General features: G+C 57.3%; 29 protein-coding genes and 1 tRNA gene. 21 read left to right on the top strand and 9 right to left on the bottom strand.

The window, feature by feature from the left end; all coding sequences use genetic code 11:
- Window positions 1-49 precede the first annotated feature (49 nt).
- Window positions 50-733: a CRP-like cAMP-activated global transcriptional regulator GlxR gene (glxR, locus tag ACXZ66_RS01825; protein WP_458750096.1), complete on the bottom strand. Its 684-nt coding sequence runs from the start codon at window positions 731-733 to the stop codon at window positions 50-52.
- A gap of 415 nt (window positions 734-1,148) precedes the next feature.
- On the opposite strand from glxR, the gene nth reads away from it, so the two are divergent.
- From nth to ACXZ66_RS01845, 4 genes are all read left to right on the top strand, one after another.
- A complete protein-coding gene (gene nth / locus ACXZ66_RS01830; protein WP_458750097.1) occupies window positions 1,149-1,964 on the top strand; it encodes an endonuclease III in 816 nt (271 codons plus the stop codon).
- A 14-nt stretch (window positions 1,965-1,978) separates the two neighbouring features.
- Window positions 1,979-2,596, top strand: a complete 618-nt coding sequence (locus ACXZ66_RS01835; RefSeq protein WP_458750098.1) for a TlpA family protein disulfide reductase — start codon at window positions 1,979-1,981, stop codon at window positions 2,594-2,596.
- Window positions 2,597-2,614: 18 nt separating this feature from the next.
- The gene (locus tag ACXZ66_RS01840; RefSeq protein ID WP_458750100.1) at window positions 2,615-3,358 is read left to right on the top strand and encodes an NUDIX hydrolase; all 744 of its coding nucleotides are present in this window, start codon (window positions 2,615-2,617) and stop codon (window positions 3,356-3,358) included.
- Between the two features lie 110 nt (window positions 3,359-3,468).
- On the top strand, window positions 3,469-4,662 hold the full coding sequence (locus tag ACXZ66_RS01845) for a MarP family serine protease (RefSeq protein ID WP_458750101.1): 1,194 nt from the start codon (window positions 3,469-3,471) through the stop codon (window positions 4,660-4,662).
- An 11-nt stretch (window positions 4,663-4,673) separates the two neighbouring features.
- On the opposite strand, the gene ACXZ66_RS01850 is transcribed toward ACXZ66_RS01845, so the two are convergent.
- Both ACXZ66_RS01850 and ACXZ66_RS01855 read right to left on the bottom strand, forming a co-directional pair.
- Window positions 4,674-5,603, bottom strand: coding sequence for an alpha/beta fold hydrolase (locus ACXZ66_RS01850; RefSeq protein WP_458750103.1), 930 nt, complete (start codon window positions 5,601-5,603; stop codon window positions 4,674-4,676).
- Window positions 5,604-5,699: 96 nt separating this feature from the next.
- The gene (locus ACXZ66_RS01855) at window positions 5,700-6,203 is read right to left on the bottom strand and encodes a phage holin family protein (protein ID WP_458750105.1); all 504 of its coding nucleotides are present in this window, start codon (window positions 6,201-6,203) and stop codon (window positions 5,700-5,702) included.
- 131 nt (window positions 6,204-6,334) lie between these two features.
- Here ACXZ66_RS01855 and ACXZ66_RS01860 point away from each other — a divergent pair, with 131 nt between their 5' ends.
- The gene (locus ACXZ66_RS01860; RefSeq protein ID WP_458750106.1) at window positions 6,335-7,027 is read left to right on the top strand and encodes a hypothetical protein; all 693 of its coding nucleotides are present in this window, start codon (window positions 6,335-6,337) and stop codon (window positions 7,025-7,027) included.
- Between the two features lie 23 nt (window positions 7,028-7,050).
- On the opposite strand, the gene ACXZ66_RS01865 is transcribed toward ACXZ66_RS01860, so the two are convergent.
- Window positions 7,051-7,902 carry an HAD family hydrolase gene (locus ACXZ66_RS01865; protein WP_458750108.1) on the bottom strand — a complete coding sequence of 284 codons (852 nt, stop codon included), beginning with the start codon at window positions 7,900-7,902 and terminating at the stop codon, window positions 7,051-7,053.
- Window positions 7,903-8,312: 410 nt separating this feature from the next.
- Here ACXZ66_RS01865 and ssd point away from each other — a divergent pair, with 410 nt between their 5' ends.
- From ssd to ACXZ66_RS01900, 7 genes are read left to right on the top strand one after another with little or no spacing between them, the layout of a single operon-like run.
- On the top strand, window positions 8,313-9,383 hold the full coding sequence (gene ssd / locus ACXZ66_RS01870; RefSeq protein ID WP_458750110.1) for a septum site-determining protein Ssd: 1,071 nt from the start codon (window positions 8,313-8,315) through the stop codon (window positions 9,381-9,383).
- Window positions 9,384-9,409: 26 nt separating this feature from the next.
- Window positions 9,410-10,531 (top strand): TadA family conjugal transfer-associated ATPase, encoded by a 1,122-nt coding sequence (locus tag ACXZ66_RS01875; RefSeq protein WP_458751237.1) that lies wholly within the window; start codon window positions 9,410-9,412, stop codon window positions 10,529-10,531.
- Window positions 10,532-10,536: 5 nt separating this feature from the next.
- Window positions 10,537-11,337 (top strand): type II secretion system F family protein, encoded by an 801-nt coding sequence (locus ACXZ66_RS01880; protein WP_458750111.1) that lies wholly within the window; start codon window positions 10,537-10,539, stop codon window positions 11,335-11,337.
- Window positions 11,334-11,924 (top strand): type II secretion system F family protein, encoded by a 591-nt coding sequence (locus ACXZ66_RS01885; RefSeq protein WP_458750112.1) that lies wholly within the window; start codon window positions 11,334-11,336, stop codon window positions 11,922-11,924. The genes ACXZ66_RS01880 and ACXZ66_RS01885 overlap by 4 nt, the downstream gene beginning before the upstream one ends.
- A gap of 57 nt (window positions 11,925-11,981) precedes the next feature.
- Window positions 11,982-12,200 carry a DUF4244 domain-containing protein gene (locus tag ACXZ66_RS01890; RefSeq protein ID WP_458750113.1) on the top strand — a complete coding sequence of 73 codons (219 nt, stop codon included), beginning with the start codon at window positions 11,982-11,984 and terminating at the stop codon, window positions 12,198-12,200.
- 27 nt (window positions 12,201-12,227) lie between these two features.
- Window positions 12,228-12,560, top strand: a complete 333-nt coding sequence (locus ACXZ66_RS01895) for a hypothetical protein (protein ID WP_458750114.1) — start codon at window positions 12,228-12,230, stop codon at window positions 12,558-12,560.
- Entirely contained in the window at window positions 12,557-12,880 is a 324-nt protein-coding gene (locus ACXZ66_RS01900; protein WP_458750115.1) for an Rv3654c family TadE-like protein, read from the top strand. Before ACXZ66_RS01895 ends, ACXZ66_RS01900 begins: the two co-directional genes overlap by 4 nt.
- Here ACXZ66_RS01900 and ACXZ66_RS01905 read toward each other — a convergent pair.
- Complete coding sequence (locus ACXZ66_RS01905) at window positions 12,877-15,222, bottom strand: DEAD/DEAH box helicase (RefSeq protein ID WP_458750116.1); 2,346 nt, start codon at window positions 15,220-15,222, stop codon at window positions 12,877-12,879. The two genes, ACXZ66_RS01900 and ACXZ66_RS01905, sit on opposite strands and share 4 nt — an antisense overlap.
- A gap of 251 nt (window positions 15,223-15,473) precedes the next feature.
- Between ACXZ66_RS01905 and cspE the strand changes: the two genes are divergently transcribed.
- A complete protein-coding gene (gene cspE, locus ACXZ66_RS01910) occupies window positions 15,474-15,677 on the top strand; it encodes a transcription antiterminator/RNA stability regulator CspE (RefSeq protein WP_026196370.1) in 204 nt (67 codons plus the stop codon).
- An 83-nt stretch (window positions 15,678-15,760) separates the two neighbouring features.
- On the opposite strand, the gene ACXZ66_RS01915 is transcribed toward cspE, so the two are convergent.
- Window positions 15,761-16,387 (bottom strand): DedA family protein, encoded by a 627-nt coding sequence (locus ACXZ66_RS01915; protein WP_458750118.1) that lies wholly within the window; start codon window positions 16,385-16,387, stop codon window positions 15,761-15,763.
- Window positions 16,388-16,685: 298 nt separating this feature from the next.
- On the opposite strand from ACXZ66_RS01915, the gene topA reads away from it, so the two are divergent.
- Both topA and ACXZ66_RS01925 read left to right on the top strand, forming a co-directional pair.
- Window positions 16,686-19,661 carry a type I DNA topoisomerase gene (topA, locus tag ACXZ66_RS01920; RefSeq protein WP_458750119.1) on the top strand — a complete coding sequence of 992 codons (2,976 nt, stop codon included), beginning with the start codon at window positions 16,686-16,688 and terminating at the stop codon, window positions 19,659-19,661.
- A gap of 3 nt (window positions 19,662-19,664) precedes the next feature.
- Window positions 19,665-20,396, top strand: coding sequence for a lysoplasmalogenase family protein (locus ACXZ66_RS01925; protein WP_458750120.1), 732 nt, complete (start codon window positions 19,665-19,667; stop codon window positions 20,394-20,396).
- 29 nt (window positions 20,397-20,425) lie between these two features.
- On the opposite strand, the gene ACXZ66_RS01930 is transcribed toward ACXZ66_RS01925, so the two are convergent.
- Window positions 20,426-21,952, bottom strand: a complete 1,527-nt coding sequence (locus tag ACXZ66_RS01930; RefSeq protein WP_458750121.1) for an adenylate/guanylate cyclase domain-containing protein — start codon at window positions 21,950-21,952, stop codon at window positions 20,426-20,428.
- Window positions 21,953-22,017: 65 nt separating this feature from the next.
- On the opposite strand from ACXZ66_RS01930, the gene ACXZ66_RS01935 reads away from it, so the two are divergent.
- Both ACXZ66_RS01935 and ACXZ66_RS01940 read left to right on the top strand, forming a co-directional pair.
- The gene (locus ACXZ66_RS01935; protein WP_458750123.1) at window positions 22,018-23,226 is read left to right on the top strand and encodes a DNA polymerase III subunit delta'; all 1,209 of its coding nucleotides are present in this window, start codon (window positions 22,018-22,020) and stop codon (window positions 23,224-23,226) included.
- Window positions 23,227-23,291: 65 nt separating this feature from the next.
- Window positions 23,292-23,364: transfer RNA gene (locus ACXZ66_RS01940), tRNA-Thr, on the top strand.
- Between the two features lie 92 nt (window positions 23,365-23,456).
- On the opposite strand, the gene ACXZ66_RS01945 is transcribed toward ACXZ66_RS01940, so the two are convergent.
- Together ACXZ66_RS01945 and ACXZ66_RS01950 are read right to left on the bottom strand one after the other, a co-directional pair.
- Window positions 23,457-24,554 (bottom strand): tyrosine-type recombinase/integrase, encoded by a 1,098-nt coding sequence (locus ACXZ66_RS01945; RefSeq protein WP_458750124.1) that lies wholly within the window; start codon window positions 24,552-24,554, stop codon window positions 23,457-23,459.
- Complete coding sequence (locus ACXZ66_RS01950) at window positions 24,554-24,997, bottom strand: hypothetical protein (RefSeq protein WP_458750125.1); 444 nt, start codon at window positions 24,995-24,997, stop codon at window positions 24,554-24,556. Before ACXZ66_RS01950 ends, ACXZ66_RS01945 begins: the two co-directional genes overlap by 1 nt.
- A gap of 122 nt (window positions 24,998-25,119) precedes the next feature.
- On the opposite strand from ACXZ66_RS01950, the gene ACXZ66_RS01955 reads away from it, so the two are divergent.
- From ACXZ66_RS01955 to ACXZ66_RS01970, 4 genes are all read left to right on the top strand, one after another.
- Window positions 25,120-25,323: a helix-turn-helix transcriptional regulator gene (locus tag ACXZ66_RS01955; RefSeq protein WP_458750126.1), complete on the top strand. Its 204-nt coding sequence runs from the start codon at window positions 25,120-25,122 to the stop codon at window positions 25,321-25,323.
- 27 nt (window positions 25,324-25,350) lie between these two features.
- Window positions 25,351-25,515, top strand: a complete 165-nt coding sequence (locus ACXZ66_RS01960) for a hypothetical protein (RefSeq protein WP_458750128.1) — start codon at window positions 25,351-25,353, stop codon at window positions 25,513-25,515.
- Window positions 25,516-25,607: 92 nt separating this feature from the next.
- The gene (locus ACXZ66_RS01965) at window positions 25,608-25,865 is read left to right on the top strand and encodes a hypothetical protein (RefSeq protein ID WP_458750130.1); all 258 of its coding nucleotides are present in this window, start codon (window positions 25,608-25,610) and stop codon (window positions 25,863-25,865) included.
- Window positions 25,858-26,043, top strand: a complete 186-nt coding sequence (locus ACXZ66_RS01970) for a hypothetical protein (protein ID WP_458750131.1) — start codon at window positions 25,858-25,860, stop codon at window positions 26,041-26,043. Before ACXZ66_RS01965 ends, ACXZ66_RS01970 begins: the two co-directional genes overlap by 8 nt.
- The last annotated feature ends 129 nt before the right edge of the window (window positions 26,044-26,172 follow it).

The following is a 26,172-nucleotide window of genomic DNA, read 5'->3' on the forward strand; positions in this document are numbered from 1 at the left end:
ATCGTCGTCAAGCGAAAAACCGGTCCCACTGGGACCGGTTCTTTTGTGCCTAGCGTGCGCGACGCGCGAGGTGCTCCGTGTCGACGATGAGCACGGACTTGCCCTCTAGGCGGATCCAACCGCGATGCGCAAAGGTAGCAAGAGCCTTGTTCACGGTCTCGCGGGAAGCGCCGACGAGCTGGGCGATTTCTTCCTGGGTGAGGTCGTGGTTCACGCGAAGGGCGCCGCCCTCTTGCTGTCCGAAGCGATTAGCCAGCTGCAGCAGGGTCTTGGCAACGCGGCCCGGAACGTCAGTGAAGATGAGATCGGCCAGGGATGCGTTGGTGCGACGCAGGCGACGTGCCAGGACGCGGAGGAGCTGCTGGGAGATGGCAGGGTACTCCTCGATCCAATTCTTCAACATGTCGGAGTTCATGGTGGCGGCCTGAACCTCGGTCACGCAAACTGCAGACGAGGTACGTGGGCCTGGATCGAAGATGGAAAGCTCACCGAACATGTCAGAAGGTCCCATCACGGAAAGCAAGTTCTCACGGCCATCCGAAGCGTGGCGAGCGAGCTTCACCTTGCCGGAAATGATGATGTACAACCGATCGCCGGGTTCACCCTCGTCGAAAATGGTGGCTCCGCGAGGATAGCGTACGGTTTCCATATCCTTGGTCAAGTTTTCAACCGCTACAGGGTCAACGCCTTGAAAAATGCCGGCACGAGATAGGGTCTCGTGAACTCCGTCCATTCGTGTTCCTCCCAATTAATTTCGGTCCCTGGTCACGGTATTGGTGGCTAAAGTGATAGGGCCCAGCCAAAAGGTTGTTTCGGCTACTTAAGATTTCTTCCATGTTGGTGATCACAGAGGTAAAAGCGAAGCAATTACCCTAACGCCGGACTTATCACAATGTGATATTTTGGCGAAGTTTGTCACACTTAACGATGATAACACTCTAGTAACAGAGGTGCGCGGAAAGTCGTTCTTAATTCGCTGTGCGCACAGTGAAAACATGCTTGTTATTTGGTGTTCACAACCATGGATTCCAGCTTTTCCATTCCCATGGGAAACAGAGCCAGCAAAACTGGGACAATAAATACGAGTATTGCTGTCATGGCCTCAACCATACCGGAGTCGATTTTGGGGACAAGCTAAGGTGGGAATTATGTCTGCTCCTCGAGCCTCGCTCACTCCCTTGAAAACTCGGCGTCCTGGCACCCACCCAGCGGCGAAGGGACAAGAAACTGGGTTGGGGAGAACTCGCAGAGCCAGGCGCATCAATCGCACGCTGGCTACTGTGTATCCCGATGCTCATGCTGAGCTGGATTTTACTAACCCGCTCGAGCTACTCGTGGCCACGGTTCTTTCCGCTCAAACTACCGACGTGCGGGTGAACCAAGTTACTCCGGCGCTGTTCGCGAAGTACCCGCAAGCATCCGACTACGCCACAGCTGACGTAGAAGAGCTGCAGGAAATTATTCGGCCGACCGGGTTCTACAAGGCGAAGGCTGGGCACCTGATTGGGCTGGGGCAGAAATTGGTGTCCGATTTCGGCGGTGAAGTCCCCGTTGCCTTGGAGGATTTGGTGACCTTGCCCGGCGTGGGGCGCAAGACTGCACACGTAGTGCGCGGAAACGCGTTTGATCTGCCCGGGCTAACAGTGGATACCCATTTCCAGCGACTGGTTCACCGCCTTGGGCTGACCGAGGAAACCGATCCCGTGGCCATAGAAAAAGCGATTGGCGAGCTGATTGAGAAGTCCGAGTGGACCATGTTTTCCCACCGGATCATTTTCCATGGCAGGCGTGTGTGCCACGCCAGAAAGGCCGCGTGTGGGGCATGCCCGATAGCCTACGACTGTCCGAGTTTTGGGCAAGTGGGGCCGGCTGATTTCGGCGAGGCCGAAAAGCTTGTCCGTGGGCCCGAGCGCGAACATATTCTCAGTATGATGACTACACCGGCAGATGAAGAAAGCGTCTAAGGACTGAAAGAGCAATGAAGAAAACCCTAATTGTCAGCGTGGTTGTCATCGTAGCGGCCACCGCGCTGCTCATCGCCGGCGCCTTGAGCGTTTTTAACAGCAACGGGGCTAACTCGGGTGGCCAGAACGCCTCTGGGGCAGCAACTGCGGGCCAGGAGAGCCAGGAGGCGGCCGCTCCGACAACCTCGCAGGTCTCCGCTCGCCCGAATTGTCCTTCTACAGGCGCAGGTTCTGTTGAGCTACCTTGCCTTGGCGGCGAGAATGGCGGCGAGAATGGTGGCGCTGCACAAGACCCGAACCACATCACCGTGGTGAACGTGTGGGCGTGGTGGTGCGGCCCGTGTAAAGATGAGCTGCCTGTGATCGAACAGTATGCTCAGGAGAACCCTGACTACACCGTGGTGGGCGTGCACGCCGACACTAACGCAAGCTACGGCGCTGACTTGCTCACGGAGCTCGGCGTAGACATTGCGAGCTATCAGGACACAGACAACAAGTTTGCTGGAACACTGGGCCTTCCTAACGTTATCCCCATTACCGTGGTGTTTCGCGGTGAAGAACAGATCGGTCTTTTCCCCCGGACGTTTGATTCGGTAGAGGAGATCGACCAAGCAGTCAGTAGCGTTGTGTAAAAAGGAGCGTGAATGATCGTGGGCCAGCAAGATGTTCCAGTCAATCCTGAGCGTGCGCCGCAGTGGCTCGAACCCTTGGCGCGCCACCGCGAAAATGGTGGTGCGGTGCCTAATTTATACACCCGCAGCAATACCAAAACCACTGAAAATGCTGATGCGGGGGTGAGCACGAAGGTGAGCACGAAGGAAGCCGCCGTGCTCATGCTCTTTTCCGGTGTCCGAGGAAGTGCCACCTTGCCACGCGATGCGGGCATCTTACTCACGCACCGCACTCCCACAATGAGGACCCATTCTGGGCAAATGGCCTTCCCCGGGGGCCGGATTGATCCAGGGGACCGTGGCCCCGTGGACGCAGCTCTGCGCGAGGCCTGGGAAGAAACCGGCCTGGACCCGGATGCCGTCACCCCTTTGACCACGTTGGATACGGTGAGGGTACGTGGCAACGGCTATCCCGTGCATCCCGTGGTGGCTTATAACCACTCCGAGGCAAAGACCTGGGTCGCCAGCGAGGACGAGACAGATGATGTCTTTGTTGCCAGCCTTGAAGAGCTCCTTGCTCCGGAGTCACGGTTGATGGTGGGTTGGGCCGATTGGACGGGACCAGCCTTCAAGATCAATGGCTACCTTGTGTGGGGGTTTACTGCAGCTTTGCTGGCAGGCGTGTTCACCGCTAGCGGATGGGATATTCCGTGGCACTCGGAGCGAATCTATGACCTGGAGGACGCGCTGGCGCGCTCACGGAACCGGGAGCGTCACGATTAACAGGTCTTAAGGTATGTTTGGGCAGATATCAATTTTTGTGTGGTGAGCGAGTAGGCTCTGCCTAAGAATTGTTTGGACAATTGTCAAGCCAGTAAGGATCGCCCCGCCCCGTGACCGCTAGCCTCATCATCGATGCTGTCATCGTTCTGCTGATCATCTCCGCCTTCGTTGGTGGATGGAGGCAAGGCGCTTTTTCGTCAGTCCTCTCTGCCATCGGCATCATCGCCGGCCTAATCATCGGCTTGGCCGTTGCCCCCTTTGTCGTTGACCTCGCTGATACGACGCTTTTGCGCCTCTTGCTGATGCTTCTGGTCATTGTCCTATTCGTCGGCATCGGCAATCTTGCAGGTGCCACAATTGGCATGCACGTGCGCGATCGCATGAGAAAAGCCTCAGCTCAGACCTTGGATTCAGCGGTCGGTGCCGTGCTGCAAGCCCTTGCTTCAGCCTTGGTAATCTGGCTCATTTCAATCCCTTTGGCATCAAGCGTGCCCGGTGCGTTGGGGCAGGGGATCCGCTCGTCGTCAATTCTCACCAGCATCAACGAAGTGGCTCCAGCGTGGGCAGGAAAGATCCCCGCGCAACTTGCAGCGCTTCTCGACGAGTCCGGCCTGCCGCCCCTGGTTTCTCCTTTTGATGGAGGTACAGGGCAACAAGTCGATGCCCCAAACGCAGATGCTGTTGACCAGACAATGGTTCAGGCAGTAGAGCCCTCTGTTGTTCACGTTCGTGGAGATGCGCAGGTCTGTTCTCGTCACCTCATGGGCTCGGGATTCGTCGCTGATACTGATTACGTTATTACTAACGCGCATGTTGTTGCTGGTACGGAGACTGTGGGACTAGATACCATGCTGGGCTCTAAGGAAGCGACCGTGGTGTATTACAACCCGGACGTCGACATTGCGGTTCTCCACGTTCCGGATCTTGGCCTCGAGCCACTGCAGTTCGCCGAGAAGGTTGCTTCCACAGGCGACGACGCAGTGGTGATGGGGTATCCAGAATCAGGTCCATTTGAGGCTGCACCAGCGCGCGTGCGCGACCGCATCACCATTGCAGGTCCCGACATCTATGCCTCTGGGCGCGTTGAGCGCGAGGCGTACACGGTGCGCGGGACCATTCGCCAAGGTAACTCAGGTGGTCCACTGCTAAATACCGAGGGAGACGTGCTTGGCGTGGTCTTCGGTGCCTCGGTAGATTCCACGGGTACCGGGTACGCACTGACAGCACGAGAGGTGCTGGACCAGGTAGGCGATTTCACCGCGCTGACCCAACCTGTTGATACTCAACAGTGTGTCAACCGCTAAGGCATTAAGCATCAAGCCAGCGCAATTTTGAAATAGTTGGCGAGGTGAGCCACAAACCGCTCGGGTTGTTCGATCTGCGGAAGGTTCTTCGCCTCGTCGATAATTAGCTCTTCAACGGGGGCATCGACGCGTTCACGCGACATTGTCACGATGGGGTTCCACAGTTTCTGCTTCGGGTGAATTAACAGGGTTGGGGCGGTGACCTTTGCGTCCTTTTGGAAGGTGACGGGAAGGCGCGGTGTGAGTAGCCGCGAGTTGTGCACGATATACGGCATGGCATGGCCGATGTCGGCAGCTTTGAGGCGCAGCTCAAGGGTTTCGTGAAACTTCTTTGTGCCATGGAACCGCGCCAAGGTGTCGAATTCCAACACTTTGCGCCAAGTGTGTCTGCGCATCGTTGTCAGGCGTGAGAGGAACTGAGAGGGCAATTGGGCCATGGCGATGCGCGCGATATTAGGCATGAAATCCCACGGACGCCTGATCACCGCTGCGCGCAAATCCGTCGGGTGTGCGGCTGCGACGGAGACCAAGGCTTGGACTCTGTCTGGGTAGTGCGTCGAGCAGGCCCACGCGACGGTGCCACCCGTGTCGTGGCCGACCAGGATCGCCTTGGAGTGCCCCAGCGAGGACACCACGCCGACGACGTCGCCGGTGGCAATGCGAAGCTCGTCGCCGGGAGTTTGGGGCGGTTTATCGCTCATGCCGTAGCCGCGCATATCCATGGCAGCGACGTGGTAGCCTGCGGCCGCGAGCGGGGCGATGACATCTTTGAAGTCGAACCAGCCGCCGAAGGTGCCGTGGATTAGTAAAACGAGGGGGTCGCTGGGCTTGCCAGCTACCGCGACGTGCAGTCGAATGCCACGGGTATGAACCATGTGGTGCTCGAAGTCGCCTTCAAGTTTCACCACTTCTGGGCTGGTGGCATAGCGCTGGGCGCTCACAGAATACCCTTCCGGTTGGGGTTAATGGGGCAGAACATAAGAAAACGTCTGCTTCAGGGCAGACGTTTCAGTGCAATTAGATAAAGGGGCCAACCTTTAGGTGTAAAGGTGGGAATCCTTCTTCTCCAGGTTGGCGGTGGCCTTACCTGGGACCAAGGTCTTGAGCTCTCCGACAGAATCGATGGTCTTCTTCGGCTTCTTAATGCCCTTGACCTTGCGGTAGCCCATGAATCCGAGGACCGCAGCCACAACAAGCATGATCAAAAAGACGATCAGGAATGCCGCCCAACGCTCAAGCCACACGGCGAGGAGTTCCGCGAGGAAGAAGAAAAAGAAGAACGAGGAGTACGCTGCGATGACGCCTGCGCCACCGAAGAAGCCACCGCCCATGGCACCCTTTTTGACCTCGCCAGCGATCTCGGTCTTTGCTAGCTCGATCTCCGAGCGCACGAGGGTAGACATTTGCTCAGTAGCCTTGGAGACCAGCTCACCGATGGAGTTTTCTCCTGGGCGGGTGGAATCAGTATCGCGCAAAGGAATGGAATTTACCTTCGCCGAAAAGGATTCGGTCCCGTCGGTGTAAAGACCTTTTTTGCTCACGTTTCTAACCTTCCTCGGTGGGCCATTAAAACCCTGGGGATTTCATGATTTTATTGTCGATTTACCACAATAGTCCCAAGATTTTCAGAATGCTTGTTAATTTTAGAAGCTCCGTGGCTATTCTAGGCTATATGAGTCTGCCAGGTCCCCTTTCCCCCTACCTCGGACTGGGCAATGTCGCATCGCTTATCGACGACGCTACCGCCTCAATAGCTCGAGCACACCGTCGTCCAGCAGCGCTGCGAAGAGCCGACGTCATTGTCGGGGAATCCGTTCTCAGGGGAGCGAAACTCTCAGCCCTGCTCGAAGACACCACAGTAGATGAGTCTCCGGAGAACTTTATTCGGCCACATGCACTACTTTCTCCTGAATCTTCGCACCAGACTGCCCAGATCTTTTTGCGCGCTCCACTGCAGATTCTCGCTCGCCTTGATGTTGCTGCAGGCGGTAATGGCACTCCGGTTGCCACCGATGGTTCCGCGCGTCTTAACGCTTTGAGCCGAATTATTACCGCTGACAATGTCGACGGGATGTTGCTTGCCCAGGTCGTGCACTTTGAGATAGCCTCCCGCGAGCTCTTCGGTGCGCGCAGCGGGATTGTGGGGCGCGTTGCGAGCCGGTGTGCTGCACTAGCCACGGGCGTGGACCCGCTGGGGATTGCCGTGCCTGAGACCTATTATTACCGCCACAAATCCGAGTATGCCCGAGCGCTGCAGTTGTGGAAGTCGGGCGATACTTCAGGCATCACAACTGCTCTCGAATTTGGGTTGCGCGCCTGGAGCGCTGGCGGGGACGAAGCTGATGGGATTGCCAGGGCAGCCTAATCGTCGTAAAGCGAAAATAAAGACTAGGCGCTGTTGCCGTCACGCAACTTATGTGCGACCCACAGCCCGCCCACCGCGATCGCGGTGATCCCTGCGATGACACCCGCGCCAATGCCCACCTCTTTGGCGTTGGGGGTGTGAATGAGGGGCTCGGGGTGCTTGAAAGTACGGATCTCCCAGCCATTTTCTAGGGCGTGTTTCTTCATCGCGCGATCGGGATTGACCGCGACGGGGTGCCCGACCTTTTCCAACATGGGGATATCCGTTGCGGAATCGGAGTAGGCGTAACTATTGGCCAGATCGTAACCGTTGGCCTCGGCGAGCTCTGTGATGGCATCGGCCTTCGCGTCGCCCTTGAGGTAGCGCAGGATGTTACCGGTGAATTTGCCGTCGACGACCTCAAGTTCGGTGGCGGCGATACGCGTGACTCCCAGCTCCACGGCGATGGGCTCCACCAAGTGGCTCGCGGAGGCCGAGATAATAATTACGTGGTGACCAGCGGCTTTGTGGAACTGAATGAGTTCGCGAGCTTCGGAATATATCGCTGGAGTTACCACGTTGTGCATTGTCTCATCGGTGATGCGACGCACCTCGGCGACCGACCAGCCAGTGACCATGTTGGTGAGCTGATCGCGGGTGGTGTCCATTTGCTCGCTAGATAAACCAGTGAACATGTAGGAGGTTTTGGCTAAGTAGAGCTCAAGTGCTTCCTGCTTGGTGATCAAGCCCTTATTCATGAACTCCTTGCCAAAAGCAAAAGCAGAGGACGTGGCGATAATAGTTTTATCGAGATCGAAGAACGCGGCGACAGGACGACGCGCCAAAGCAGTGCTGGGACTGTTTGGCAGATGTGACTGAGCCTCCTGAGGGGTCATGGGGCTAAGTCTAACCCCATGCATCTGTGAAAGTTAAGTGGCTCAAGTGGATATTGTGACTTAGTTTTGAGGCTTGGAGGGTGCGTGACTGATGGTTCCTACGCTGAGTTTCGCAGTGTGTTAAAAACCTCACGTAGATCGCCGCCGAGATGATACACGCGGTCTTGTCAAAATTTAAAGCACTGTGCAATAATCGGGCGTGCAAGGCCCCGATATACAGTGCGGCCTGCTCCGGTCCTCCCCCCGAGGCCGGGTTATTGGACGGTCCGCGCACACCCCCCGAGGCGCGGACCGTCCCTTTTTTGTGGTTTATCCACAGTTTTTGAGTGACACGACCATTAAAAGCGGGGTTATCCACAGAAAAAATGGGTCTACCTGCGCAAAGTTTTGGAACCAGCGATAGTCAGGGCATGACACCCGAGACAGCTCCCGTGCTGATCGCCGTAGACAGCCCCACCTTGCATCCAGAAGCCATTCACGTCGCTGCAGCCACTGGCCGACCGGTGATTGACGCGCGTGATGCTGCGACGGTCCAACGCCATGCGTCAAACGCCCATGCCATACTTATCGATGCCCCGCGCGCGCCCGAATTACCGCGAAATCAGCGTCGCGGTGGGCGGTACTTTATTGCAGAAGATCCCGGCGCGATTGATTTTGAACTTGCCATGAAAGTGCATGCCGATGAAGTGTTTGTCTTGCCTGCGCAGGTCGGGGAGTTACTCGGCGCGATTGGTCAGCGATCGATAGATTCCACGTCTACTGCTGGTGCCGGAACCGTACTGGCGGTGACTGCTGCTGCAGGAGGTGCGGGTTGCTCCACATTTGTGGCGGCATTGGCCCTTAGCGCTGCTGAGAACTCTGAGCCGGTGCTCATCGACGCAAACCGCTATTCCGGTGGGTTGGATTTGCTTCTTGGAATTGAGGAGAAAATTGGCGCGCGGTGGGGAGAAATCACCTTCGGAGAGGGCGATATTCACCGCGGCGATATAAGACAGGCGCTACCTAGCACCACGTCCGGGGTGGCGGTACTGACTTCGGCGCGCACCAAGGTGAACATGCCTCTCGCCCTCGGGCGCGAAGACCTAGACCGGGCCGTGTCCGCTTTATCCTCCAGCGGGTTGACGCTCGTGGACACCCCGCCTGGTCTCATTCCCGCGCGGTGCGACCTTGTTGTGGTTATGGTCCCGCTTGAGGTCCGGGCAGCGGCAGCGGCCGCGCGCATCGTGGCTGAGTGCAGGGCCGCGTCGTTGGACGTGCTTTGCGTTGCGCGGCATCGGGACTGGTCAGGAATGACCGTCTCCGAGCTCGAGCGCATCACTGGCGCGGATGTGTGCGCGGAGATTCCCACCATCGCGCGACTGACCAAGACCATTGAGGTGTCCGGATTGGGCGTAAAACTGCCCCGGGGGCTGCACCGTGCTGCCCAAGCGGTGTATGCACGGGCAGGCGTAGTGCCTCTGAGTAGGGGAGGTACGGCGTGACTGCCGCGACGCTCAACAGGGAAGTAATGGAGAAAATCCACAAACGCTTGGCCGATGAACAAGTTCGCCATGATCCCGCCAAACTGGCGGCGTTGATCCGCGAAGAAGCCGTGGTGATCAGCGACCTAGACGTCCTTGAGGTGATGCGTACACTGCGGCACGACTCCTTTGGAATCGGTCAGCTCGAATCACTCCTTGGAATCGAAGGGGTCACCGATATCTGTGTCAACGGCCCCGATTCAGTGTTCATAGACAGGGGAGGCGGCCTCGAACTTGCCGAAGTGAAATTTTCCGACGAACAGGAGGTAAGAAAGCTTGCGGCGCGCCTGGCCTCGGCATGTGGCAGCCGACTCGATGATGCGCAGCCTTTCTGCGATGGCCACCTCACCCGCGAGGACGGAACAATCATCCGAGTCCATGCAGCGCTGGCTCCTCTCGCCGCTAATGGCACCTGCCTGTCGTTGCGGATCCTGCGCAGTGCGACCACGTCGTTGGCGCAGCTCATTGACAAAGGGACCGTGCCACCGGAACTTGCAGGTGTGCTTTCTGGTCTTGTCCGACACAAGGTATCTTTCCTCGTCGTTGGAGGTACCGGGACTGGCAAGACCACCATGCTAGGTGCCCTGTTGGCGGAGGTACCAGTGTCCGAGCGCATCATCGCCATCGAAGACACCCTTGAGCTCTCCCCGCCGCACCCACATCTAGTGAGTTTGACAACCCGAGGCGCTAACACCGAAGGCAGGGGCGAGATCACCATGAGTGACCTGCTAAAACAGTCGTTGCGCATGCGCCCAGACCGCATCGTTGTAGGCGAGATTAGAGGCAGAGAAGTCGTTGATTTGCTGGCGGCTCTTAACACGGGCCATGAGGGTGGCGCGGGTACTGTCCACGCAAACTCTCTGGCAGAGGTACCTGCACGCATGGAGGCACTCGGGGCACTCGGCGGGTTGGGCGCCACAGCGTTGCACGCCCAACTGGCGGCGGCAGTCAAGGTAGTCATTGTCATGGCGAGGTCGCACGGGGGACAGCGCGTTATCGACCAAGTCGGGCTGCTTCGCGGAGTACCCGTTATTCCCGAAGTGTGCTGGGAGGCTTCCCGGGGACCACTGGATGCATTCGCGGATCTCCAAGCTATGGCGGAGGGGTGATGGTGATGGTGACTGGGTTTTCTGGGGTAACTGGGATGTTCTGGCTTCTCTCTTCAGCCGTGTTGGTCTATCCCGGCGGTGTGTCAGCGCGCGTCGGCCCGCGTACACGGCAAGTCTCGCCACGAGTACTGATCAGCCTAGGTACTTTTGGCCTGGTCATCGCGGTAGTCCTTACGGATCGAGTCCTCGTGGTCGTCTCTGGGTGTTTGGCCGCGCTCACCGTGCTTTTCGTGGTTAGCAAAGGTCGGCGGGCGAAAAATGAACAGCAGATCCAAAGCCTTGTCGCTGACTACCTGGGTCATCTGCTTGCCGATATTCGCGCCGGGGCAACACTCGTGCACGCCTGCGCCCACGCCTTGGCGGAGCTGCCGGAAGACACCAACGCACAAGTTCGCACTGAGCTGAACCAATTAAGCAATCATGTGGCTCACGGTGGCAATGGAGCCGAGATACTGGCCAATTCCACGGTCAGCGAGCTGCGTCAGCTTGGCACCATGTGGTCACTCGCCGAGTCACACGGATTGCCCATTGCCACGTTGTTAGAAAACAACCGCGATCGGATGGACAAAGCAACCAGACATAGACGAGCTACCACCGCGGCATTGGCAGGACCAAAAACCACTGCGATCGTGCTCGCAGCTCTGCCGCTGGCAGGAGTTGGCATGGGCATGTTGATGGGCGCCAATCCGGTTGCTTTTCTCACCTCGACGCAACTCGGTGGCGCGCTCCTTCTGGTGGGAACCGGCCTGACCTGCGCTGGAATTATTTCCTCCGACCTCATCATGGAAAGGGCGGCGCGATCATGAATCTAGCTTTCCTCCTCATCCTTGGCGTGGCACTGTGCGTACCCGTACCCCTGCCAGCCGGGCGAGTTGATCCGAATATTGCGACCCGCCAGACGAAGAAGAAACCACGAGATGGGCCGGTGGATTACTTCCGCATAGCTGCAGACATCGAACTCTTTTCTGCTTGTCTGCGAGCGGGCCGCTCAATTTCTGCAGCGGTAGATATCGTCGCAGCAACGTACGCGGGTGTGCAGGAAAGTTCCGAACCAACTATTCGGATGCTCGCACACGCGTGGTGCACGGCGTCGTCGTTAAGCGCTTTAGGTGCGACAACGGACACCGTCTGGCAGGAACTGGCAAAGATCCCTGGGCTCAAAGACGTTGCTGCACTGGTCAAGCTCTCCGCAAGTTCGGGAGCCAGTCTGGCCGACGGTTGCGCGCGCATCGCCACCTCGCTTCACGACGATGCCGCCGACAACTCCACCGCCCGTGCAGAACGCGCCGGGGTTCTCATCAGTATTCCACTGGCGCTGTGCTTCCTACCGGCCTTTTTCGCCCTGGGCCTCGCCCCGGTGGTGATCAGCCTGGGAAGCGAACTCATGCCCTGACCAACCGACCGACCCCTTAACACCGACCCATACCAAATGATTGAAGGAGAACTACCAATGAATCTGACCAAATACGTAATCAAAACCCAGCTTCACCTGGCCCGACGCCTCCGCGCGATCAACAATGACCAGGGGATGAGCACAATCGAATACGCCATGGGAAGTTTAGCGGCTGCCGCACTTGCAGCAGTGCTGTACCTCGTGGTGAACGGCAATGGAGTGACCTCAGCTATTGAGTCCATCATCACCGATGCGCTGTCCAATACACCGGGTTAAGGCTGACTCTAAAGATAACTGAGTGCAATGAAAATACGCAGAATACGGAGAAAGGAGCTGAGGGTGAAGCTTCGAGATGAGCGTGGTTCCGTGACAGTGGAGGCCGCCTTGTCGCTGGCTACGCTCATGATCGTTGCCGCTGCCATTGTCGCAGCATGTGCGACCATGGCAGCACAGATTGCCGCCACAGATATCGCAGGTGCAGCCGCACGAGCACATGCGATCGGAGTGGACTATTCGGTCGCGAACGCCGACATTGCAGTGAGCGAAGCGGAGGGCGTTGTTACTGTGTCTGTCACGAAACCAGCAGCTATCGGTCGCGTCACTGCACAGGCGAGCTACCCCGTGGAATACCGATGAAACAGGTGCTTGCGGATGATCGCGGATATGCAACTGTTGCCTCCGTGGGCATCATTGTCGCGCTGGCAACTTTGCTGCTTGCTATTGCTGGGCTCACGCAGCACACCATTGCAACGCACCGAGTCAGAACGGCCGCAGACCTCGCTGCGATTTCGGCGGCGTCGGCACTGTACGAGGGGTTTGATCCCTGCACAACTGCTGGACGAACAGCTGAGCTCAACGGGGTCGGCGTGACAGAATGCGAGGTAGAAGATGTCGATGTTGTGGTGAGGGTGCGACTTGGACAAGCGGATTTTCAGTCGCGAGCGGGCCCACTCTAAGCAGTTGGCTGCGCGGTCATGGTGACCAATGCGCCCAGCAGCTTGAGAGCAGCCTGCTTGTCCAAGGGCTGATTTCCGTTGCCGCACTTGGGCGATTGCACACAACTAGGACACCCTGACTCACACGCGCAGGAGCGTACGGTTTCATAGGTTGCGGTCATCCACTCATGGAATCGGGAGAAGCCTTCGTCGGCAAAGCCCGCTCCGCCAGGATTACCGTCGTAGACAAAGACCGTGGGCAGCATGGTATCTGGGTGGAGAGCAGTAGATACACCACCAATATCCCACCTATCGCAGGTGGCCAGCAGGGGGAGGATGCCAATTGCAGCGTGTTCGGCCGCGTGCAGCGCACCTGGAATTTCTCCGGCGGTGATGCCCATCTTCTCTAGAACTAATGGGTCGATGGTGTAGGCTACCGCGCGGGTGATCAGCGTTTGCTCCGGCAGCTGCAGCGGGATGTGATCGCTAATTGTTCCGTCCGACAACCTGACCACATAACCCGTGACATGGTCGGTGACCTCGACATCCACGTTGGCTACCCAGAGTCCTGGGGAATAGTTCACCAATCGCTCGGCCTCGCCGAGGATGCTGATGTCCGTGGTTGAACGTGCCTGCGTGGAATAATCCGGCATTTCCGGTTTCGCCAAGGCAATGTAGTTGTCCAAGTCGAGTTCTTCGATGACGAAGTATTCGCCTTGGTGGATGTAGACGGCACCGGTATGCACTTGGGAGGCTGCGCGTGCTGAGTCGATGGTTCCTAGGAGCCTGCCATCGGAGATGTCCACAATCATGACCTGCTCGCCGGAGCCACCGCGGATCGATACGGAAGAATGCGCAGTCTCGGGGCTGATGTCGCCCTCCAACTGTGGCACGGCAAACCAGCCGTTCGCCCGCTTGCGCAGAAAACCGCGTCCCACCAGGTCGTCGACCACATCCTGGGCGTGGAAGAGATCAATATCGTCCTGGCTCAGTGGCTTTTCCACCGCAGCACAATAAACATGACCACGCAGAATATAAGGATTCGAGGGATTAAATACGCTGTTTTCTACCGGTTTTCCTAGCAGTGCCTCGGGGTGATTGACCAGGTAGGTATCCATCGGTTCATCGCGGGCAACCATGACCACCAGCGAGCTTTGGCCACGGCGACCCGTTCGGCCTGCCTGCTGGGTAAAGGAAGCGACGGTGCCAGGAAAACCCGCCATAACTACGGCATCAAGACCGCCCACGTCGATGCCAAGTTCAAGGGCATTCGTGGTGGCCATGCCCAACAAATCGCCGTCGTCGAGGCGACGTTCCAACTTGCGACGATCTTCGGCCAGGTAACCGGCTCGATAGGAAGCAATCCGGCCCGCGAAATCGGCACGCCCTGCAATGACGAGTTCCTCCGAGGCTCGCATAGCGACGATTTCCGCAGCGCGCCGGGAACGCACAAAGGTTAAGGTGCGCGCACCTTCGCGGACCAAGATCGCCATAATCTCGGCGGCTTCGCTGGTGGCAGCTCGTCGCACGGGTGCGCCATGTTCTCCCTCGGCTCCTTCAATGAAGCCTGGCTCCCACAACACCACGGTGCGCTCGCCTTTAGGTGCCGTGTCGGCTGTGACGGCCAGGACATCTCGGCCACTGAGCCTACGCGCCTGACCCGCAGGATCAGCGGCCGTAGCTGAGGCAAAAATGACAACGGGGGCGGAACCGTACGCTTTGGCAATGCGCAGAAGCCGACGCAAAACCAGCGCAACATTGGCTCCAAAAACGCCACGGTAGGTGTGACACTCGTCGACAACTATGTATTTTAGGTGTCGCAACAGGCGCGCCCAGCGTGGGTGGGCCGCCAAAATTCCTGCGTGCAGCATGTCGGGGTTGGTGAACACGAACCTAGTTTGTTCGCGGATACCGGCCCTCGCCTCGGTTGGGGTGTCACCGTCGTAGGGTGCCGGGTGGACTCCATATAGGTCGGGGATCTCCTTGATCCGCTCGAGAATGGAATGGAGTTGGTCCGAGCCAAGCGCTTTGGTAGGCGTGATGTACATGGCGCAGGCGGTGGGATCGTTTGCCAGGGTTGTCAGGATAGGAAGCTGGTATCCCAGGGATTTTCCAGAAGAGGTGCCAGTAGCTATGACTACGTCTTTTCCGAAGTAGGCAGCGTCTGCACACTGAATTTGGTGCCGATAGGGTCGCGAGATGCCTTCGTCGATAAGCGAATTAACTAACCCCGGGTGTATCCATTCGGACCATGCCGTAAATTCTGCCGCTTGGGCTTCGGAGGTGGAGACGTGGGTGGCCCGTGAGCTGGGGAAATGGTGTTTGAGCTCGTTGATGAGCTCCAAACCAAAAATGTTGGACACGCGTATTCCACTCTTTAAGGTGTGATAATTCGGATGGTTATAGGAGTTTTATTGTAGCTAACTGCAAAATTCTTGAAGGTCTCTGGCATAATTACAGGTGGTCACAGATTCTGTGTGCGCCTACTAGGTGCTCGCGAAGGAACTTTATCCGCGGGCACCAGGTTTAGTTAGACCTGGTGATTCGGAAAGACCCGGGGTCGACAATCGTCGGCACCGCAAATACAACCGGCAACCTAGAAAGGTCTATTAATATGGCTACCGGAACTGTCAAGTGGTTCAACGCTGAAAAGGGCTTCGGCTTCATCGCTCCAGACGACGGCTCGTCCGACGTTTTCGTTCACTACTCCGAGATCCAGGGCAACGGCTTCCGTACCCTCGAGGAGAACCAGAAGGTTGAGTTCGAGATCGGTGAGGGCGCAAAGGGCCCACAGGCACAGCAGGTTACCGCCCTGTAAGCCTTCGCTTTTCGCGACAAACAATTAAGCACCTAAGCATTGCGCTTAGGTGCTTTTTCTATGCGAACCCCTAGTTCAATCCGCTAGAGAGTGGAGTAGCCGCGGCGCTCGTCGGCCCACTCGAAGAGGCGCTCTTGCACTTTCTGAATCAGCGCGCCGACAAGCGTGCCCAAGGTCACACCGAAAATCATGCCCAGGAGCGGGTTCTGTTGGAAAAGTGCACCACCGGCGTAGCCGATCAGGACGCTTTGGAAAGCCCAGATGACCACGCCGATAGTGTCGTAAATGAAAAACATCGGCCAGGGGTAGCGCACCGATCCCAAAATGATTGTGGCCACCCATCGGGCCCACGGCAGGAATCGAGCAACGATAATGGTCACGCCCGCGCGACGCCGCATGTTTCTGCGCACCCATGTCACGGCCTGGCCGGCTTTAGATTCTGAGTCAAGGCGGTTGACGAATTTCACCAGCTTAGTGCCCAGAATGTAGCAGATATTGTCGCCTATCATCGCGCCGATAATTGCGGCAGCAATGACCAACCACACATTCGGCGCACCGGTAGAACCGGAGAACGCGCCTGCCAAGTTCAATACCGACTCGGATGGGATAAGTGGGATCAGTGCGTCGCCGATAATGAGCAAGACCACTAAAGGATAGAAAATGGGCATCGTCATCAGTGTTTCGACCCACATGACGATTTGATCTGCCACGAGTACCTCCGTGTGCCTGCTGTTTAACACTTTTCTAGAACTTTAGGCCCATAATACGTTCGATACAGATTTGTGTGGTGGTGTTATTGTCAGTTAAAACCACTTCAAGGTCGTAGCGTGACGGGTGAAAAATTTGTAATTTTTACCCCCAATGCATCTTTCCGTGGTAAATCTCGGAATACAAAAGATACGAAAGTGGTGTTCGATAAAGACTTGGTGGCCCGAATTGATCAAATTAATAGGCCAAGAACACGGAAGTATCGAATGAAGCACCTAATAAGAGCGAGGTACACACGCAGTGGCGGAAGGTAACAGGTCGGGCAAGACCCTAGTCATCGTCGAGTCCCAGACGAAGGCTAAGAAGATCCAGGACTATTTGGGTGACGACTACATCGTCGAAGCCTCAGTAGGCCACATTCGCGACCTTCCTGGACGTGCTGCGGATATTCCCGATAAATATAAGAAGGAACCGTGGGCGAAGCTTGGTGTGAACCCCGAGGCTGGCTTTGAGCCAATTTATGTTGTCAGCAACGACAAGAAAAAGAAGGTTGCTGACCTCAAGGCCAAGCTGAAGCAGAGCGACAAACTCCTGCTGGCAACAGACCCGGACCGTGAGGGCGAGGCAATTGCCTGGCACCTACTTGAGGTGCTGCAGCCGAAGGTCCCCGTCGAGCGCATGGTGTTCAACGAGATCACTGAGTCCTCGATCAAAGAAGCGGCCGAAAACACCCGTGAGCTGGACACGGACTTAGTCGATGCCCAGGAAACTCGCCGCATCCTGGACCGCCTCTACGGCTACGAAGTCTCCCCAGTTTTGTGGAAGAAGGTTATGCCACGTCTGTCCGCAGGGCGTGTGCAGTCGGTGGCAACGCGCGTGATCGTCGAGCGTGAGCGCGAGCGGATGGCGTTTATCTCCGCTGAGTATTGGGACTTAACGGCGACGTTGAACACTGGCCGCGAGGACACCGCAGAGGAACCTGCGGAATTTGATACGAAGCTGACCAGCGTGGATGGTCGTCGTGTAGCTCAAGGCCGCGACTTTACTGACCGCGGTGAGTTAAAGAAAACTGACGACGATGTTTACGTGGTAGACCAGGCCGCTGCCGAAAAGCTCTCCGATGCTTTGGACAAGCAGCCGATGGCCGTGGAATCGGTAGAAACCAAGCCGTATACTCGTCGCCCGTATGCGCCGTTTATGACCTCGACGCTGCAGCAAGAGGCGGGACGCAAGCTGCACTTTACTTCGGCGCGCACCATGCGCATCGCGCAGAGGCTCTATGAAAACGGTCACATTACCTATATGCGTACTGACTCGACTTCGCTGTCGAACCAGGGACTGAAGGCCGCCCGCGACGCTGCCACCGAGCTGTACGGGGCGAACTTCGTCTCTTCCTCGCCGAGGACCTACGACCGCAAGGTGAAGAACTCCCAGGAGGCGCACGAGGCAATCCGTCCGGCTGGCGAGCGCTTTGCCACCCCGGGCCAGCTTGCCAATTCCCTCGATGCCGAGGAATTCAAGCTCTATGAGCTGATTTGGCAGCGTACCGTGGCATCCCAGATGTCAGATGCCAAGGGCGAGTCGATGAAGGTCACGGTTGCAGGCACCGCGACGACTGGCGAGGCCGTGGAATTTACGGCTACCGGCCGCACCATAACCTTCCCGGGTTGGTTGCGCGCGTACTCCGATGGCCAGGACACCAAGGAATCGCACCTGCCGAATCTGACCAAGGGCGACCCGCTCACGGCCGTCAAGATCGAGGCCGACGGGCACTCCACGAATCCTCCTGCGCGCTACACCGAGGCGAGCCTGGTCAAGAAGATGGAGGAGCTGGGCATTGGTCGCCCGTCGACCTACGCTTCCATCATCAAGACGATTCAGGATCGTGGCTACGTATTTGTGCGCGGCAACGCACTGGTGCCGTCGTGGGTGGCGTTCTCCGTGGTCGGCCTCCTCGAGGACAACTTCGACACGCTCGTTGATTACGATTTCACCTCCTCGATGGAAGATGAGCTCGACGAGATCGCAAGCGGCAGGTCCGATCGCACCGAGTGGCTCAATGGTTTCTACTTCGGCGACGCCGACGCGAACGATTCGATGGCGGAATCCATCGCGCGTCGCGGTGGTTTGAAGTCGATGATCGAGGAGAACCTCGAGTCCATCGATGCCCGTCAGGTCAATTCGCTGAAGCTTTTCGACGATTCCGAGGGCCGCGCAATCAACGTCCGCGTCGGGCGTTACGGCCCCTACATTGAGCGCCAAGTAGGCATTGACGACGAGGGACAGCCGGAGTACCAGCGCGCCAATTTGCCGGAATCCGCAACTCCTGACGAGGTCACCCTCGAGATGGCGGAGAAGCTCTTCTCCACCCCGCAGACCGGCCGCGAACTGGGCGAAAACCCAGAAAACGGTCGCATGATCGTTGCCCGCGAAGGCCGCTATGGCCCGTACGTGACCGAGATAGTCCGCGACGACGAGAAGGAAAAGGCAGAGGCCGAAGCAGAGAAGATTCTCGCCGAGGAGCGCGCCGCCGAGGATGCGCAGCGCGCCTCCGAGGGCAAGCGGGCGAAGAATTGGGAGACCAAGACTGCCGAGAAGCAAAAAGAAAAGCGCATCGGCGAGCTTGTCGACGAGCGTCTCATGCCGAAGACGGCATCGCTGTTTAGCTCGATGGAGTCTGCCACGATTACCCTCGACGAGGCACTCAAGCTGCTCAGCTTGCCACGCGAAGTGGGCGAGGACCCTTCCGACGGTGAGATGATCACTGCCCAAAACGGCAGGTACGGCCCCTACTTGAAGAAGGGTACCGACTCGCGTTCCCTGGCCAATGAGGAACAGATCTTTACTGTCACGCTCGATGAAGCTCGCCGGATTTACGCTGAGCCGAAGCGTCGTGGACGCGCGGCAGCGAAGCCACCGCTAAAGATGCTGGGCGACAACGACGTTTCCGGCAAGCCGATGACAGTAAAGGACGGTCGCTTCGGTGCCTACGTCACCGACGGTGTGACCAACGCATCCTTGCAGCGTGGCGATACCCCGGAGACCATGACCGACCAGCGCGCCAACGAGCTGCTTTCTGCACGCCGTTCCCGTGAAGCTGACGGCGGGACACCGGCTAAGAAAACCACCAAGAAGTCTACGAAGAAGTCCACCAAAAAGGCGACTTCCGAGACTTCTGCGAAAAAGACAGCTAAAAAGGGTACTAATAAAACAACGGCTAAAAAGCCTGCGCAAACAACCAAACGTGTAGTCAAAGCAGGCTCAAGGAGGAAATAGGACATGCCACAGGAACTCGGCTACGGTGATTTTGCGCAGCGCACTAATCAAGGGATTGAGGCTTTTGTCTCGTCGGTCAAGAAGGTCAACGATCGCCCCGAGCGGATCGCCTTTCTTGGTGCGACCGAGTTGACCTGCTGGGCACGTACTTTCGGTTGGGAGAAGCTCTCCCGGATCGTCGAGCCGCTGATTCTTCCTCTGCTGGCTGGTGAAGCCGTGCGTTCACCGGAGCGCACCAACCAAAAGGTCGCACTCGGGGCAGGCCTTGCGTCGGGGGCCGTGGCTTCCATCGAGCAGTCCCGTGTTCCTGAGAATCCAAGCGGCCTCGGTGTGGCAGCCGTTGTGGGAAATCAAGCTGGTTTCATTACACGCCTCGTCGATAAGCGTGCTGCAATCTCTACCCCGAGTGCGATCGCTGCTGCTGGCGTGCTGGCCGCCGGTGTTGGCCTGGCGGCGTGGAAGAATCCGAAGTTGGTGCCTGCGACCGCAATCGGTGGCGCGGCCACGGTGGTCACGGCGGCTTTAGCTAACGACGAGCGCTTCCGCAGCACCACCACGGAGGAAGCCGGCATTAGCCACGGCGCGAACCTGGTGGTTATTGCTGAGGGCGCGCGCGTTGTGCGTAACACCGTACTGAAGGGCAAAAAGGGGTTGGGTGCGCGCCTGCTTGACGCGTTTACTGTGGGCGCACAGTCTGTCGGCCAGATGCTGCTGACCGACGGTGTGGCTAAATAACTTCCCAGATAACTTCGTTATCTGGGAAGTTAGGAACGATCGGCCATAGTGGCGCGCACTGGGCGGGCCAACTGAGTCATCTTGTGGCGACCGCGCAGCTCGATGGATTTCAACAGTGTCCAGCGTGCCTGTTCCACTTCGTTTGCCCCGCGCAGCGTGGCGGCGTTGGTGAGAACGCCACCCGGGGTGTCCTTGGCCAGGTCGGTCAGGCGCGCGGCTGAGTTCACAGCGTCGCCGATGACGGTGTACTCGAAGCGGTCGTGGCTGCCGACGTGGCCCGCGACGACGTGGCCCGCAGCAACGCCGATGCCGGCCTGAAGCTCCAAACCGCGCAGCTCGGAGCGCAGCTCACGCGCTGCCTGCAGGGCATGGGAGGTGGAGTCATTGAGGTTGAGGGGAGCGCCGAATACGGCCAGCGCAGCATCGCCCTGGAACTTATTAATCACGCCCTTGTTGCGGTGCACCACGTCGACGACGATTTCGAAGAACTCGTTTAAGGCGTTGACCACTTCCTCAGGAGTGTGGTTGACCGCAAAGGTTGTCGAGCCGACAACGTCAATGAACACGACAGCAACCTTGCGGTCTTCGCCGCCGAGCTCGGGCTTTTCCTCGAGGGCTTTCTGGGCGACCTCGGTGCCTACGTATCTGCCAAAGATATCGCGAACGCGCTGACGCTCGCTCAGTCCGCGCATCATCTCGTTGAAACCGGCCTGCAGGACGCCGAGCTCGGATCCGTCATAGATATCGACCTGCGTGTCCGTTTCGCCACGGCGGACCTTGTTAATGGCTTCTTGGAGCTCCTCAATCGGGTCGACCACGCTCATGATTGCGTACATCATGCCCAAGAAACCGGTAATGATCGCGGTAATTGCGATTGCCAGTAGCGCCGGCATCAGCTCACCCGGATTGCCATCGAAGAAGCCCTGGTGCTGTGCCACGAGCAGCAAAATAATACCGATCAGCGGCACCGCCGAAGTCATGAACCAGGTCAGAAGCAGCCGGTATTTAATCGGCGGCTCCATCGTGGAGTCCTCGAAATTGCGCGCCAAGGCTTCGGCGGCAATCGGACGGACCATGCGCTGAGTCTGCAAATAGGTCAACAGGGAGACGACCAGACAGGTCAGCGACGTGGATACTCCAACGACAATGGCGAATTGGCTGCTGACATTAGCAGCCGCGATCACGGCGATTACGATGCCAATTGCCCACACCACAACCACTACGAGGGTTTGCCGCAGCGGCAGGCGCATAACCAGATTGCGCACCATGTTCGGATCATGATCATCAGGGTGACGCTGCCAGTCCAACACCGGCCGAACAATGACCAAGGTGGCCACCACTCCGATGACTACCGCCAGGATGACGTAAACAATGCCGACCGTAACCATTTGGGAGGCCTCCGAGGCGAACTCTTCCACCTCGGACATAGGCACCAAATAACGGATAAACAGCATGATGGCGATGGCGCCCAGCAAGTTGGTTACCAGCACGTTTATGGCATGTCGGGGCCACGAAGTGCCCCACAGCCATTTCAGCCCACGCCACAATCGGTTCATGGTGATATAGTCTATCGTTTTCATCAGACACGATGGTGCGGACGGGAAGTAGTAGGGTAATTGAAGTGAACACTCGCAGCGTTTCTCAGCGGTTGGCGGACAGCCCGACAGTGCGAGACACTATTCTTTCCGCCGCGCGTGCTGCCCGCGGCGAGCACGGTGCCGATGCACATGCGATGACTCACTCGTGGCTGTTTACCGGTCCTCCGGGCTCCGGCAGATCTAATTCCGCTGTCGCTTTTGCCGCAGCTTTAGTCTGCACCGACCCGAACGAGCCTGGTTGCGGGCGATGCCAAAGCTGCCTAGATGCTTTTGGCGATTCGCACACCGACATCGTGCATGTCGTGCCCCAAGAGCTCTCCATTTCCATCGACACGGTGCGCAATGAAATCATCGCACCAGCAGCTCGCTTACCGACGATTGCCAAGTGGCGCGTTGTCATCGTCGAAGATGCCGACAGGCTCAGCCCTCCCGCCCGAGACGCATTACTTAAGACTGTGGAAGAGCCACCAGCTTCGACCGTGATCATCTTGTGTGCCCCTTCGACCGATCCGAAGGATTTCTCGCCGACGCTGCGCTCGCGTTGTCGGCACCTCTATATTCCGCAGCCTTCGATGCGCGAAGTGATGCGTATTTTGATGGAGGAAGAGGGAGCCTCGGAAAGCGATGCCCAGCTGGCTGCTGCGACATCTCTGCGCCACATCGGGCGTGCGCGTGCGCTGATTAAAAGCGAGGCGATTCAGAAGCGTCGCGCTCAGGTGATCCAGTTGGCCGAGTTGATTTTCCACGGCGACCAATCCTTCCAGGCGGTTGGTGCGCTGCTGACGGCGATAAAGAAGGAGTCCGAGGAAGCGCACGCTGAACAGGACACCGTGGAGCGCGAGAAACTGGAACAATCACTTGGCATGGGCGCGAAAGGTAAGGGTGCTGCACGGGCACTGAGCGGTGCGTCCAAAGCCGTGAAGGATTTGGAGGCCCAGCAAAAGAAGCGCGGTACTCGTCGTCAACGCGATGCCATGGATCTTGCCCTAGTGGACTTTGCTGGGGTGTACCGCGACGCGCTGATAATCAAGGCTGGTTCGCAGTTGCAGCTGACGCACCCCGACTTTGAGGGGCTCTCGCGAGAAATTGCCGAGAAGGTCTCCGTGGAAGGGCTTGTCGCATGCCAAGATGCGATTGAGAAATGCCGGGTGCATATTTCACAGTCCGTGGGTCCGCAGACTGCCTTTTTCGGCATGATTGGCGCGATCCGAAAGGCGTGCAAGGTGAAGTAACCTGCGAATTTTAAAGTTTCGGCTGGCTTAGGTTAAGCTGATATCCGCACGTTTACGTGTCGGTTGCCGCTTTAGCTCAGTCGGTAGAGCGTTTCACTCGTAATGAAAAGGTCGCGAGTTCGATTCTCGCAAGCGGCTCAACAAGATAAACCCCCTCTCACCTGCATAAAGGTGGCAGGGGGTTACTTCTTTCTGGAACACTTGTGTGTTCGATAAGTTCTATTTGGACACTATTTGGACACAAGTTGTTCTGATCTAAATGTGTCCAGTGCTACCCCTACAGCGTCAAGATCATCTGGGAACAAGTCTGCATAGACGTTCAACGTGACCGCCGCCGATTCGTGGCCCAATAAGCCCTGGACTGCTTTCACGTTCGCGCCCGAGCTAATAGCGAATGAAGCGCACGTGTGCCTAAGCGAGTGGGGAGTGATCTTAGGGAAGTCGTTGTGCTCGATTCTCAGGGCTTCAACGGCTGGTTTGAACACTCGTACCCGAAAGTTGTCTACGTCGATTCTGTGGCCCTCAGGGGACACGAACAGCGGGTGTTTCTTCCCCTTGGCCTTGCTGAGTTCTGTAAGTTTCTCACCGAGAAAACCTGGGATTGGTACTTGCCTTTTCTCATACGTTTTCGTGGGGCCAATGGCACCATCACCCTTAACCGACTTGGAGACGTTCAACCGCGCGCGCCGTGGCTGGTAATCCTCAACGGTAACTGCCGCCAACTCGGAGATGCGTAACCCGCAATAAGCCAGCGTGTACACAATCGCCTTATCGTTGTCGGTGGCCATGGCACCCGCTAACAACTCGACCTGCTGTGCTGTCAGGTAAGGCCGGCGCTTGTCTACGTCTCGTTGAAGTTTGACGTTTTGGACTGGATTGGTGGCAAGTTTCCTATCCTCGATGGCTGTGTTGAGTATCCCGCGAAGAACGTGGATTGCTCGCAGGATTGTTGCGCGCTTCACGTCCTGGCCTTGCAGGTCGATAACCCATTGCCGTACCTGGGGAGTGGTGATCTGGCCAATCTGCCTGTTTTCCCAGTGTGGTTTCACGTGGACCTTGTAGGCAGAAAGATTGCTACGTTTCGTGCGTACCGCTAACAGGTCTTGGGTTTGCTCCCATTGCTCGTAGAAACTACCGACTGTGAGTTTCCCTGATGATGGGTTGATGAATTGGCCTGTGTCTTTCGCAGTCTCTATTTCGCGTGCAAATTTTTCGGCATCTTTCTTCCTGATGAATCCCCGTTTAGCGCCTTGTTTCCTACCTGGTGTGCGGTAGCGAACACGGTAACGGAGACCTTGCTTAGTCTCGTAAGGCTCAATCGATGCCACTATGACCAACCGAGCTGATTCTTAGACTTCCTAATCCACCTACCCGCTGTAGCTAGTGATGCACCCATTGCGTTGGCTACGGCCTGGGCTGGTGGCTCACCATTGGCTGCTGCTTGCTCATACACCTGCCTGATTGCTTCAAGGCGTAGTGCCATGTCAACACCTGCCGGTATTCCAAGTTTGCGGTGATCTTTATCTAGCCATTGGACAAGCCGAACTGGGTCGCTGGTCTCGACGTTGATCCCGGTGTTTTCGCGTAGGTGTTGCCGCATTGTGGTTTGGGGGTTGACCTTGCGAAGGACTGTCGAATTAACGGCCTTGTCCCCAGTCGCTTCAACGGTGATTTTTCTGGCGCGGGGTCCATCGTCGGTGGTGATGTAGTCGATCGTGGTAACGAATCCCTGTTCGGGGGTATCGGGTAGTTCTGCATGTTTCTCCTGCATGGTGCCCATTTTTGCATGAGCGAGTTAGCTAAGTCGAATGAGCGAGCTAGCTAAGTCGATCTAATTGGGTTAAATTCTATTTGAGCGAACAAGCTACCTCACTCACTGAAAGGGCAAAGAGAATGAGCGACCCACTCACCATCGAAGACATGATTGACAAGTTCCCTGGGACTAATCGTTCCACCTGGGCACACCACCGTTACGCGGGAACAGGCCCCGCCTACACGAAAGTTGGCCGTCGAGTTTTCTATCTGGAAGAAGACGTACTCGCCTGGCTCAAGTCGAACCGCCGTACCCGTACCGACGAGTTGCCACCTGCCGCCTAAACCCACCACCGATAAGGAGAAACACCAATGCCACACCAGCCAGAACCCGAATCACCTCAACCCGCTGTTGTTTCAGACCTCTACGGGCTGCACGTCCTGGGCGCCGAGAACATGAACCCCGACCAGGCCATGGAACTTGCCAGCAACCTGTTCATGCTCGCACTCAAAGAGGGCGGTGAACTTCTGTCATGAACACTCTGAGCGCTATTGCCCTGGGCATTCTCGGAATGCTCGTGCTCATATCCGCTGAACTCGAAGTACCGAAGGACTAGGAGCCACCACCGATGCAAGACCCCACCAAAGTCAGCCACATCCAAGTCCACGAATACGACTCCCACTTTGAATGCTACTGCGGACACATCATCCCGAAGAAGACCCGCCCAAGTGGCAGAAAAACCTACAAGAAAGGCAAACAAACAGAAGGAATGGAGGAGTGCGAAACCTGCCGATACCTCTCCAACCTCAACCGGGAAATGAAGGAATACACCATCGAACAGTGGGCACTAGACGTCAAAAACAGTAGGGATAATCAGAATGTTTAACCAGCCAGGCGTGACCATCGATGCCACGGGCATCAACGTTGTCGGCAAGATCGGTGGCTTATCCATCACCGAATCACTAGGCCTTATCCGGCATCTCTCAATCGCTGTTCAAGATCAACTCAACCGCCCGTGGTCCGAAGATGACCCCTCAACCATTCTTAGCCGCGGCGAACGGTAACCAACTTCGCTAGCTGTGCAGCACTCCCAGGTGCCGCTGGTTCACGACCAAGCACTAGCACAAAGCCGCATAAGCGGTGTGAGTCGAGCCTAGGAGCCAGCCACACAACCCAAACCAAAAAGAAACCCC

This window comes from Corynebacterium sp. S7, from assembly GCF_054401105.1.